Here is a 13,133-nt window from a genome sequence, read left to right as displayed (position 1 = left end):
AGCTAATGGCTGATAGCTTGGATATTTCGCAGGAATAAAATTTTTGTCGCTGGCTTAACACCAACGGCTAACAGCTAAAAGCTATAAACAGATGGCTATCAAAAAAGAAAATCGTCCTAAATCAAATTTTAACAGCATTACCATCAGTCTGGCTTCTCCGGATGTGATTCTGGAGCGTTCTTACGGTGAAGTGCTGAAACCTGAAACTATCAACTACCGTACTTACAAGCCGGAACGTGATGGTTTATTCTGCGAAAGAATATTCGGGCCTGTAAAGGATTACGAATGCTATTGCGGAAAATATAAGCGTATCCGTTATAAGGGTATTGTGTGCGACCGTTGTGGTGTGGAAGTAACGGAGAAAAAAGTTCGTCGTGAAAGAATGGGCCACATCCGTCTGGTAGTGCCTGTTGTACATATATGGTATTTCAAATCGCTGCCTAACAAGATCGGTTACCTGCTGGGGATGTCTTCCAAAAAGCTGGAAACCATCATTTACTATGAAAGATACGTAGTAATCCAGCCAGGCGCGAAACAGGAAAAAGGTATGAACTATGGTGACCTGCTCACTGAAGAAGAATACCTGGATATCCTGGATACCCTGCCTAAAGACAATCAGCTGTTGCCGGATGAAGATCCCAACAAGTTTATTGCCAGAATGGGTGCTGAAGCAGTGGAAATGATGCTGGCCCGTATCGAACTGGACAGCCTTTCTTACCAGCTGCGTAACCAGGCTGCTACTGAAACTTCCCAGCAACGTAAAGCGGAAGCGCTGAAACGTCTGAGCGTAGTGGAAGCTTTCCGTGACGCCAACGGCCGTGTTGAAAACCGTCCTGAATGGATGGTAATGCAATATATTCCTGTAGTACCGCCTGAACTGCGTCCATTAGTGCCGTTGGATGGTGGCCGTTTTGCGTCTTCCGACCTGAACGACCTGTACCGCAGGGTGATCATCCGTAACAACCGTCTGAAACGTTTGATCGAAATTAAAGCACCGGAAGTGATCCTGCGTAACGAAAAACGTATGCTGCAGGAAGCGGTGGACTCTCTGTTCGACAACTCCCGTAAATCCAATGCGGTGAAAGCCGAAGGTGGTCGTGCGCTGAAATCTCTCTCCGATGTACTGAAAGGTAAACAAGGTCGTTTCCGTCAGAACCTCCTCGGTAAACGTGTGGACTACTCCGGTCGTTCCGTTATCGTGGTAGGTCCTGAGCTGAAACTGCATGAATGCGGTCTGCCAAAAGATATGGCGGCAGAGCTGTTCAAACCATTTATCATCCGTAAACTGATTGAAAGAGGCATCGTTAAAACCGTAAAATCAGCTAAAAAGCTGGTAGACCGGAAAGAAGCGGTGGTTTGGGATATCCTGGAAAACGTATTGAAAGGTCACCCGGTGTTGTTAAACCGTGCTCCGACCCTGCACCGTTTGTCCATCCAGGCTTTCCAGCCTAAACTGGTGGAAGGTAAAGCGATTCAGTTGCACCCGCTCGTGTGTTCTGCGTTCAACGCCGACTTCGATGGTGACCAGATGGCGGTACACGTGCCTTTGAGCAATGCTGCTATTCTGGAAGCCCAACTGCTGATGCTGTCTTCTCACAACATCCTCAACCCGCAGAACGGTACGCCGATCACCCTGCCTTCTCAGGACATGGTACTCGGTCTGTATTATATCACCAAGGGTAAGAAAACCATGGGTGATGTGGTGGTAAGAGGTGAAGGCAAAGCATTCTACTCTGCTGAAGAAGTAATCATTGCACTGAATGAAGACCGCATCGACCTGCATGCCCACATCCGTGTAAAAACGACTGTGCGTAATGCTAACGGTGAGCTGGAAAGGAAACTGATCGAAACTACTGTAGGCCGCGTACTGTTCAACCAGTTCGTGCCGAAGGAAGCCGGTTATGTAAACGCCCTGCTGACTAAAAAATCACTGCGTGAGATCATCGGTGACATTATCAAATACACAGATATCCCTAAAACGGCGAAATTCCTGGACGACATCAAACAGTTAGGTTTCCGCATGGCGTTCCGTGGTGGTCTGTCATTTAACATCAATGACCTGATCATTCCGGAAGTTAAGCAGGACATGATTGATGCTGCTGCCGGTGAAGTTGACGAAGTTTGGGATAACTATAACATGGGTCTGATCACCAACAACGAACGTTACAACCAGATCATCGATATCTGGTCACGTGTGGATACGAAGGTGACAGAAACCCTGATCCGCGAACTGGCGACAGACAAACAGGGCTTCAACTCTGTATACATGATGCTTGACTCCGGTGCGCGTGGTTCCAAACAACAGATCAAACAGCTGGCAGGTATCAGGGGTCTGATGGCCAAGCCGCGTAAGAGTGGATCTACCGGTTCTGAGATCATTGAGAACCCGGTATTGTCCAACTTTAAAGATGGTCTGAACGTATTGGAATACTTCATCTCTACCCACGGTGCCCGTAAGGGTCTTGCGGATACGGCGCTGAAAACGGCGGATGCGGGTTACCTGACCCGTCGTCTGGTGGACGTAGCACAGGACGTGGTGATCAACGAAGAAGACTGCGGAACTCTGCGTGGTATCGCTACTGCTGCGTTGAAAGACAACGAGGAAGTAATCGAAACACTGTACGACCGTATTCTGGGACGTACTTCCCTGCACGACGTGTTTGATCCTCATACTGAGGAACTGGTGGTTGCTGCCGGTGAACAAATCACAGAAGACATCGCTCATAAAATTGAAGACAGCGCCATAGAAACTGTAGAAATCCGCTCCGTACTGACTTGCGAAAGCCGTCGTGGTGTGTGCGTGAAATGCTACGGTAAAAACCTGGCCACTGGTTATACAGCACAGCGTGGTGATGCAGTAGGTATCATCGCTGCCCAGTCTATCGGTGAGCCTGGTACACAGTTGACACTGCGTACCTTCCACGTGGGTGGTGTGGCTGGTTCCACTTCCGTAGAATCCGGCCTGCAGGCTAAGTTTGAAGGTACTATCCAGTTCGATGGCTTACGTACTACCACCTACGAAAATAACGAAGGTGAGAAAGTACAGGTGGTTATCGGCCGTACCGGTGAGCTGCGTATCATGGACGTGAAAAACGATCGTCTGCTGGTAACAAACAACATTCCGTACGGTTCCACCCTGCTGGTGAAAGACGGACAGAAGGTGAGCAAAGGTGACCAGATCTGTACCTGGGATCCATTCAACGCCGTTATCGTGTCTGAAATTCCGGGTAACATCCGTTTCGACAGTATCATAGAAGGTATCACCTTCCGTGAAGAAGCGGACGAACAAACCGGTCACCGTGAGAAAGTGGTTATCGAAACCAAAGACAAAAACAAGATCCCGTCTATCTATGTAGATGGTAATAAAGAGGTGAAATCCTACAACTTACCGGTAGGTTCCCACATCGTTATCTCCGAAGGAGACCACGTAAGGGCCGGCCAGGTAATTGTAAAAATCCCGCGCGTTATCGGTAAACTGCGAGACATCACCGGTGGTCTGCCTCGTGTAACTGAGCTGTTTGAAGCACGTAACCCAAGCAACCCTGCCATCGTTTCTGAAATTGATGGTGTGGTAGCCTTCGGTAACATCAAACGTGGTAACCGTGAGATCATCATCGAAAGCCGTGAAAGTCAGATCAAGAAATACCTGGTGCCTTTGACCCGTCACATCCTGGTACAGGACGGTGACTTCGTGAAGGCCGGTACTTCCCTCTCCGACGGTTCTACTACTCCTGCAGACATCCTGGCTATTAAAGGTCCGTTTGCCGTACAGGAATACCTGGTAAATGAAATCCAGGAAGTATACCGCTTACAGGGTGTGAAGATCAACGACAAACACATCGAGGTGATCGTTCGTCAGATGATGCGTAAAGTAAACATTGAAGATCCTGGAGATACCCGCTTCCTCGAAGGAGATACCGAAGATAAATTCGACTTCTTTGAAGAAAATGATATGATCTTTGATAAGAAGGTGGTAACTGAAGCTGGTGAATCTACTACGCTGAGAGCTGGTCAGATCGTAACCTTACGTCAGGTACGTGAAGAGAACTCCCTGTTGCGTCGTGCAGATAAAAAACTGGTTGAATTCCGTGATGCGAATCCGGCTACTTCCAGCCCGCTGCTGCAAGGTATTACCAAAGCGTCTCTGGGTACCCGCAGCTGGATGTCTGCCGCATCGTTCCAGGAGACTACGAAAGTACTGTCTCAGGCTGCGATCAACGGTAAGATCGATGAAATGCTGGGTCTGAAAGAAAACCTGCTCACAGGTCATCTGATCCCTGCCGGTACAGGTTTACGCGAATTCGAGAACATGATCGTAGGCTCCAAAGAAGAATACGATATCCTGGCATCTTCCAAAGAAGTGTTCCAGTTCGACGAAGAAGAGTAACTGTGATTTTTTGATGTAAACTGATTCGCCTTGATAGGTGAAGATATAAGCAAAGACCTCATTGATGTAATGTCAATGAGGTCTTTTGCTTTTATGCTCATCTTATCGGGAGAATCGCAATACATGAAAAAAAATGTGGTCATCATCAGCGGTTTTACTACTTTACATCCGGTTTAAAAATGATCCGGATTTCATGAAAAAACTGCTTATTGTAGCATTGATATTGCTGATGGCGGCAGCAGCGTGTAAAAAGAATAGTGATACAGCTATTCCTGTTACCCAGTCCAGTTTTATGTTTTTTAACGGGGTGCCTGACGCGGTATACGATATCCGGCTGGACTCCTTCTCCATGGCAACTGGTGTGACCTTTGGAAAGAACACACCTTACAAAACATTCAGAGCCCAGTTGTACACTATTTACCTGATAGATCAGCGTTTCCCGAATGATACCATGAGAGTAGGGCAGATCAATCTGCGTAACAAACGGGCTTTCTCCGCCTATATTGGATTTGATTCGGCCAACAAGGTACCGGTGTTCAGGACGGTAGAAGATGATCTGACATCTCCGCCGCCGCAGAACATGAAATTCCGGGTAGTGGACTTCAGTGAGGCCTATCGTTTCAGCGGAGCAAGTGTGGGCATAGACGTGTTTTCCCAGGAAGATCGTATTTTCAGGGGGATAGGATTTACCCAGTTTACCCCGTTTGTCAACATGCCTGGAGATAGCACCTATCAGCTTAATTTCCGGCGTACGGATTCCACCACCATCATACCAAACAGGAAAGACTTTCCCTCACAAACAGGCAAAATCTATACACTGGTGACGGTAGGAAATGCATTGAGTTCAGCAACTTTCAAGACATTTACCATTACCAACAATTAGGAACAACGAGGGTAAAATCAAGCTTCAGCGCGGGAAGCAAGTGTATTGCCATTATAAAAAAAGCTTCGTTAAAAATGGCAATACGGATTTGAAAATCCGCTAAAAGCCTTATTTTAGCCCTTCTATTTTCAAAAAACCTATTAAAGGAGTAAATCTACCTATCAACATGCGCATTCGTAAACAATTCGTGACAAAAGGATTATTAGCGGCATTAGCAGCCGGTTTATTCATGGCCTGCAATGGCAACAAGGCTGGTAACAACGCGCCCGCTACTCCAGCAGCTGGTACCAACGCTCCGGCAGCAGCAGGTTTCAAAATTGCTTACGTAGACCTGGACTCCCTGGAAGCGCATTTTGAATATTTTAAAGAGAAGAAATCCCAGCTGGAACAGAAACAACAAGGTATGGACAACCAGCTGAAAGCCAAAGCCAGAGCTTTACAGAGCGAATACCAGGACCTGCAGCGCAAAGCGTCTACTCTTACCCAGGAACAGGGCGAGGCAGCACAACGCTCACTGATGGCCAAACAGCAACAGCTGGAGCAGGAAGCGCAGAACATGCGTGCAGAATACGCTCAGAGCGAAACCAAGTTTAATGAAGAACTGCAGAAAAAACTGGATGATTTCCTGAAATCTTTTAATGCAGACAAACGTTTTGCTTTCATCTTCTCCTATCGTACTGGTCAGAGCAACATCCTGTATGTAGATTCTGCCTATGATGTGACTGCTGAGGTGATCAAAGGCATGAACGTAAAAGCATCAGAAGCTCCTGCCAAATAAGAAGCTTTCCAGACAAGTAAAATAACAAGGCAACAATAAAAAATTTGTCTACCTTATAGTCCCGGTTTTTCAACGAGCCGGGACTTTTTAATTCTACCTTATGGACATCAACCAAAGTAAATCTTTCAAGCCTACACTGGGCTTACTGGACTCCACCATGATCGTGGCCGGCTCTATGATAGGCTCCGGTATTTTTATTGTAACGGCAGAAATAGCCCGCAGCGTGGGCGGCGCCGGCTGGATTACCGCCATGTGGGTACTGGCCGGAGTGGTAACGTTGATTGCCGCGCTCAGCTATGGTGAACTGTCGGGCATGTATCCTAAAGCAGGGGGGCAATATGTTTACCTGCGGGAAGCGTATAATCCTTTTATTGCCTTTTTATTTGGCTGGACACAGTTCGGGGTTATTCAGACCGGTACCATCGCCGCTGTGGCTGTGGCTTTCGCTAAGTTTACCGCTTACCTGGTGCCTGCCTTCAGTGAAAAAAACATACTCTTTTCTACCGGCGGATTTCAGATTACAGCAGCACAGATTGTGGCCATTATCTCCATCATCCTGCTCACCTTTATCAACACCCGTGGGGTAAAGCATGGGAAGTTTATACAGACCGTGTTTACCCTGGCCAAACTGTTATCCCTGTTTGGTTTGATCATTTTTGGTTTTATGCTGGGGGCTAAGGCTGAGATCTGGCAGGCTAACTGGCAGGATCCCTGGAACCATTTTTCACTGCAGATGGTGAATGGAGAAACAGTGGTGAAATCGCTGACCGGGCTGGCATTCTTTGGTGCTATTGCTGTATCGATGAAAGGATCGCTGTTTTCGAGTGATGCCTGGAATAACGTCACCTTTATTGCTGCAGAGATAAAGAATCCGGCCAGAAACATCGGCCGCTCGCTGTTTCTGGGCACTTTCATAGTAACCATCATTTATGTGAGCTGCAACCTGATGTATCTGGCCGTACTGCCACTGCACGATATCGCTTTTGCTGCGAATGACCGCGTGGGAGTGGCTGCTGCAGAGAAAATATTCGGCGGCATTGGTTCCGGAATTATTGCGGTGATGATCATGATTTCCACTTTTGGCTGCAACAACGGGTTGATCCTTTCCGGTGCACGTATTTATTATACGATGGCAGAAGACGGGCTGTTTTTCCGCAAAGCAGCTGAACTGAATAAAAACAGCGTGCCTGCACATGGTTTGTGGATACAGTGTGCCTGGGCTTCCATGCTATGCCTTACCGGCCGTTACAATGACCTGCTGGCACTGGTGATATTTGGCGTATTGATTTTTTATGTGCTGACGATCCTGGGCATATTTATTCTGAGAAAGAAGCGCCCGGACATAGAGAGACCCTATAAAGCACTGGGATATCCTTTACTGCCGATGATATATGTGGTAGTGGCTTTATCGCTTGCAGCGCTGTTGCTGGTATTCGAATCCAACTACACTTTACCAGGGTTGGGCATCATTTTACTGGGTATTCCTTTGTATTTTCTGGCTATGCGGAACAAGGGAAAAGCCGCTGTGTAGCTAAAAAGGACAAAGAAAAACGAAATTTAACACAAACGTTGTATGAAATTCCGGGGTCACTGCAGTTATAATAGCAGTGACCCCATTTAATTTGCACCAAGAGACGGACAGAACAGGTGCAGATGGAACCCTACTGATATAGCAGAAAACCCTATAGTAAAAACAAAAAACCGGTATAGCCACATCACAACGGAGTAAACGCTGCATGCAGCATTGATTAGATATAACTTTGAAATGTATGCCGTGGAGTATTTGTTAGGTTAGTGTTGTATGTATGAATTTTTATGGACCCTCAAAAAGTAAAGCCATCAGAGTTAAATATATTTCTACATCTAAAGAAATTACCAAAAAATATTTATTGCCAACTTGTGATGTTTAACGACATCATACAATTAGAGTATAAAAATATGAGGCGATAGAAAGGTATCTCAACCCCAGGATAACCATTAAAAGCCTACACGATTTGCATTCTCGAACATTCACATGACAATCTTTTACAACAAGCGTATGGTTTCTACCGTGCGCTTCTTTATTTTTGCTACATGTTTACATCAACCTCCAACAGTATATTTGATCAGAGTATACAGGATTATCATCAGTATAATGATGTGCATCAGGCCATCAACAATCCCTATGAAAAAAACAGCATTGAGCATCTGCTGTACCTGAAAAACTGGATCGATACGGTGCAGTGGCACCTGGAAGACATTATCCGCGATCCGAAGATAGACCCGGTAGAAGCGCTGCACATCAAACGTTGGATCGACCGTTCCAACCAGGAGCGGACCGATGTAGTAGAATATATCGACAGTTATTTCCTTGACAAATACAAACATGTTGCGCCGGTAGCGGATGCTGTGATCAATACAGAGAGTCCAGCCTGGGCGATAGATCGTTTGTCTATCCTGGCACTTAAGATATACCACATGCAGGAAGAAGCTACCCGTGCCGATGCTACTGCAGCACACCGGGAAGCCTGCCAGCGTAAACTGGATATTCTGCTGGAGCAACGCGCAGATCTGAGCACTGCCATTGAAACGCTGCTGGCCGACATCGAAGGCGGCAGGAAGTATATGAAAGTATACAAGCAGATGAAGATGTATAATGATCCTTCACTGAACCCTGTATTATACAAGGGTGAAAAATAAACCTGGCCCTTGGCTATTACTAGAACTATACTGGTGACACGTCTTTCCGCCCTGGGAGATGTGGCGATGACTGTGCCGGTGATGAAGCAGGTACTGGAAGAAAATCCGGAAGTACAGATCGTTTTTGTGACCAACAAAAACTGGGGTGCCTTGTGTGCCGGTATTCCCCGGCTGATATTTTTCCCGGCAGACGTAAAGGGCGAACATAAAGGGATACCGGGACTTTACCGGTTATTCCGCAGTGTCAGCAGGCAGTATAAGATTACGGCTATTGCAGACCTGCATAATGTGTTACGTTCGAAGATCATCCGTACCTTTTTCCGCTTCAGCGGCAAGCAGGTGGCTGCCATTGATAAGGGACGTGCAGCTAAAAAAGCGCTCACCAGCAAGGAAAATAAGGTATTACAACCGGTGACCAGCACCATTGAGCGTTATGCACTGGTTTTCAAGCAATTGGGACTGAAGTGCACGATGGGGCATCGACCGGTTTTTGCGCCGCAGGCCTTGCCGGAGCGGGTTTTAGCCGTTACCGGCGCAAAGGGAGCGCAGCAATGGGTAGGCCTGGCTCCCTTTGCTACCTACCGTGAGAAGATGTATCCGTTGGAGAAAATGGAAATTGTGCTGGCCGAACTACTGAAAACAGAGAACCGGCGTGTACTGCTCTTTGGCGGAGGGAAAAAGGAAGTGGAGCTATTGAATGCCATGGCTGAGCGTTATCCGCAGGCACAGGTGGTGGCAGGCCGTTTCTCCCTGCAAGAGGAAATGGCACTGATCAGCCAGTTGAACGTGATGATCAGCATGGATTCTGCCAATATGCACCTGGCTTCGCTGTATGGAGTGCCGGTTGTTTCGGTATGGGGCGCCACCCATCCGTTTGCCGGATTTATGGGATATGGTCAGTCTGATGCCAATGCAGTGCAAATCACTGATCTGAGCTGCCGGCCCTGTTCCGTATTTGGCAATAAGCCTTGTTTCAGAGGAGATCATGCCTGCATGGAATGGATAAAACCAGCACAGATATTAGAAAAAGTAATAAGTGCTGTAGGTTGAAAGTGCCTGTGGATAAGTGATTCAAAGGATATTTGAAAAAAGTTGCAAGTTTTTTTTGCAGAAATAAAAAAAGTTATACTTTTGCCATCCCAAACAACAAGGGAATTGCCCAATAGTATAATGGTAGTACGACAGATTTTGGTTCTGTTTGTCTAGGTTCGAATCCTGGTTGGGCAACAAAACTGGACAAGTGCGATAGATCGCCTTGTCCAGTTTTTTTTATGGCAATCCCCTGAGCCCCAGATCATTTTCGACTTCCCCTCAATTTACCTGGCCTGAATTTGTTCCTGACCATATTATCTAAAACTAAATGCTATGAATCAAATATTGATTGGTGCTTTAAGTGGAGCATTGGGTGGTATTAGTGTAACGATTGTCTCCTTTTCATTACCATTGTTGAAAGACAGGTTTTTTGAAAACAGGAGAACCAGGACAGCAGTTCTCAGAAACCTGATAAGCGTAGGGCCTCTTGATACTTATGAAGAGGAATCCCCTCTTAAAGACCTGTAATGGAATTTGCCTAGCTTTACACTTTAAAACGAGCGCGCATGAATTTTTACACACGTAAATGGGTGAAACCGGAAGATCTGAATGCACATGGTACTTTGTTCGGGGGCAGTTTGCTGAGATGGATTGATGAAGAAGCAGCGATTTATTCCATTATTCAGCTGGGTACCAACCGCTGTGTGACGAAATACATGTCTGAGATCAATTTTATTAACTCTGCCCGTCAGGGAGATATTGTGGAGTTGGGGATTAAGGCAGTGCATTTTGGCAGAACGTCACTTACGCTTACCTGTGAAGTGAGAAACAAGATTACTCAGAAAAGTATTCTGACCATCGATAGGATCGTTTTTGTGAGTGTGGATGAAAACGGGGTGCCGGCACCGCATGGTAAGACGAAGATAACGTACACGGATGAACGTTTAAGGGAGGAATAATATCCGGAAAAGGAACAAAATTAAAATGCAGCAGTGGAGAACGACTGCTGCATTATCTTTTTATAGCGTTTGCCAAAAAGTGGGAGAACTACAACGGATCAGGCCGGTAAGTTACGCGCTCGTGTTCCCAGGACTAAAGTCCTGGGCTAAGATTGAAGTCCTGGGCGGATTATATCCGGGACTAGTCCTGGGTTTATTATTAATTCTGTGAATGAACTCTGTGATGCAAAAGTACTTACCTGTTGCGGATCTCCGGCATTTGTAGCATCTACACGTCTACTACACGATTATTTTTTTGATATCTACAAAACATCTACAAGTTGTATTTTTGGCGCATGAACCATATCCTAAAAATGAGGGTGGTAATGATGTTTGTCACCCTGTGTATGCTGACGGCGGGTAATATTTTTGCGCAAACTGTGCAGGATTCGCTGAAACAAGTATTGAAACAACCGGGTTTGACACCAGAAGAGCAGGTAATGACGCGTATCAGGATGGGGAGGGCTCTGGTGGACGGCAGCCGCAAAGATGCGATTGCGGCTACAGAGACAGCCCTGGCGATGAGCCGCTCTTTAAAAGACAGCAAATATCAGGCACTGGCGCATTCTGCGCTGGTATCCCTGGAGTATACAGCCGAAGACACTACGCTGGCGACCCGTCATCTGGACAGTGCCTTCCTTTTTGCCAAACAATCAGGCGACCCGCTTACACTGGCCAGTGTATGGTATCGCAAGGGATGGCTGGAAAGCCGTATGGGCAAGCCTCACGAGGCTGTGAAAAGTTTTCAGGAATCACTGAAGCTGGGAAAAGGACTATCTGGCAATATCTACGAAACCAGCGTTTATTATAATCTCGCAGCCATTTATTCTGACTGGAAGGATACGGATAACCAATACCGTTATGCCCTTGCCAGTCTGGTATCTGCCCGGTTAAGATCTGATCCCGACGATATGTGCAATGCCTATCAGGCTATGGCCACCAGTTTTGAATACCAGTTTGATGGAGATAGCAGCAAACGGATATTTCTGGATTCGGCATTGTACTACAACCGCAAAGCCATTGCTACATACGAAGCCAATGCAAGCCGCATCAGTTTCCGCAGTACCATTGCCCTGTTGGCGCTCAATACCGCCAATCTGTATGATCAGTATTTTCCACGCCCTTACCGTGACAGCGCGCAACATTATCTGGATATAGCTCTTAGGATTGGTAAGGAGACCAACCAGCAGGAGGTAGTAGCGAGTTGTTACGGGATGATGAGCAGCTTTGCCCTGAATGACGGCAACTACAACCGGGCTTCGGAACTGCTGCTGGCCGGACTGATGGCACTGAAAACCTATCCAACACCAGACAACCGGTTGATGGCGCATCTGATGGAAGCTCTTTCGGATGTAGCGGAGAGAAAAGGAGATCTGCCTACTGCCTTACAATATGCCCGGGAATACAGCCGCTATTATGCCAAGGCTTTTGATGCCGACCGTATGGCCATTGCCAAACGGCTGGAAGCCCAGTACCAGGCCCGTCAGCGGGAGCAGGAACTGGTGTCGCTGCAGGAGAAGGCGGCATTCAACCGTAAACTGAATGTGGTATATATAGGGCTGATCGTAGCCTGTCTGGTGGCGTTGCTTTATCTGTTCCGCTCTTATCATTTCCGGCTGCAGTCTACCATTCAGCAGCAAAAGCTGCTGGAGAAGGAAAAGCAGGACGGAGAGCTGCTGATACGCCTGAAAGAAGAAGAATCCATGCGCCTGCAGCTGGAGAAGCAGGAAGCAGAACTACAGGCACGGCTGCAGGCAGAAGAAGCAGCCCGGTTACAGGCAGAGCAACAACTTATACAAACGCAGAAGGAACAGCTGCAGAAAGATCTGCTGGCTGGCACTTTACAGGTGGAGCAGAAAAATGAACTGCTGCAATCCCTGCAGGAAAAATTACAGGACAAATCTGTACAGCCTGATCTGGCCAAACAGATTACACGTATGATCGAGATGCATAAACGGATGGACAAAACCTTTGAGACCACCCGTTCGGAATTTGAAAACATCCACCCTGAATTTTTCCGGAAGTTGCAGGAGAAAGCCAATAACACGCTTACCAAACTGGACCTGAAACATTGCTCCTATATTTCAATCGGGTTGTCTACCAAAGAAATAGCGTCCCATCTGGGCGTGGCCCCCAAAAGTATCCTGATGTCGAGATACCGTATCAAACAGAAACTGGGACTGGGCAAGGACGAAGGCCTGGATACCTATCTGATGGCCTGGAGAGAAAATAACCCGCCGGGCGAAGCCACAGCGGGTGAAGTAAGTGGGGCAGGATGAAATGGGGTTTGGATGAATCTGGAGTCTGGATGAATGGGATAATGGATGAAACCTGGGGGAATGGATAAAATGGGGGCCTGGATGAATGGGGATGGAT

General features: G+C 47.0%; 9 protein-coding genes and 1 tRNA gene. All 10 read left to right on the top strand.

Features of this window, described 5'->3' with window-relative positions; genetic code table 11:
- The first annotated feature begins 91 nt into the window (after positions 1–91).
- Complete coding sequence (gene rpoC / locus KD145_RS14435) at positions 92–4,387, top strand: DNA-directed RNA polymerase subunit beta' (RefSeq protein ID WP_212006555.1); 4,296 nt, start codon at positions 92–94, stop codon at positions 4,385–4,387.
- A gap of 193 nt (positions 4,388–4,580) precedes the next feature.
- Entirely contained in the window at positions 4,581–5,270 is a 690-nt protein-coding gene (locus KD145_RS14430; protein WP_212006554.1) for a DUF4397 domain-containing protein, read from the top strand.
- A 166-nt stretch (positions 5,271–5,436) separates the two neighbouring features.
- A complete protein-coding gene (locus KD145_RS14425; protein WP_212006553.1) occupies positions 5,437–6,048 on the top strand; it encodes an OmpH family outer membrane protein in 612 nt (203 codons plus the stop codon).
- 100 nt (positions 6,049–6,148) lie between these two features.
- Complete coding sequence (locus KD145_RS14420; RefSeq protein ID WP_212006552.1) at positions 6,149–7,579, top strand: APC family permease; 1,431 nt, start codon at positions 6,149–6,151, stop codon at positions 7,577–7,579.
- A gap of 542 nt (positions 7,580–8,121) precedes the next feature.
- Positions 8,122–8,727, top strand: a complete 606-nt coding sequence (locus KD145_RS14415; protein WP_212006551.1) for a DUF4254 domain-containing protein — start codon at positions 8,122–8,124, stop codon at positions 8,725–8,727.
- Between the two features lie 9 nt (positions 8,728–8,736).
- On the top strand, positions 8,737–9,777 hold the full coding sequence (locus KD145_RS14410; RefSeq protein WP_212006550.1) for a glycosyltransferase family 9 protein: 1,041 nt from the start codon (positions 8,737–8,739) through the stop codon (positions 9,775–9,777).
- A gap of 106 nt (positions 9,778–9,883) precedes the next feature.
- Positions 9,884–9,954: transfer RNA gene (locus tag KD145_RS14405), tRNA-Gln, on the top strand.
- 138 nt (positions 9,955–10,092) lie between these two features.
- Positions 10,093–10,287 (top strand): hypothetical protein, encoded by a 195-nt coding sequence (locus tag KD145_RS14400; protein ID WP_212006549.1) that lies wholly within the window; start codon positions 10,093–10,095, stop codon positions 10,285–10,287.
- Between the two features lie 38 nt (positions 10,288–10,325).
- Positions 10,326–10,718, top strand: coding sequence for an acyl-CoA thioesterase (locus KD145_RS14395; protein ID WP_212006548.1), 393 nt, complete (start codon positions 10,326–10,328; stop codon positions 10,716–10,718).
- 335 nt (positions 10,719–11,053) lie between these two features.
- Positions 11,054–13,036 carry a LuxR C-terminal-related transcriptional regulator gene (locus KD145_RS14390; RefSeq protein WP_212006547.1) on the top strand — a complete coding sequence of 661 codons (1,983 nt, stop codon included), beginning with the start codon at positions 11,054–11,056 and terminating at the stop codon, positions 13,034–13,036.
- The last annotated feature ends 97 nt before the right edge of the window (positions 13,037–13,133 follow it).

This window comes from Chitinophaga sp. HK235, from assembly GCF_018255755.1.
Classification (GTDB): Bacteria; Bacteroidota; Bacteroidia; order Chitinophagales; family Chitinophagaceae; genus Chitinophaga.
This window is presented reverse-complemented; position numbering and strand designations above follow the sequence as displayed.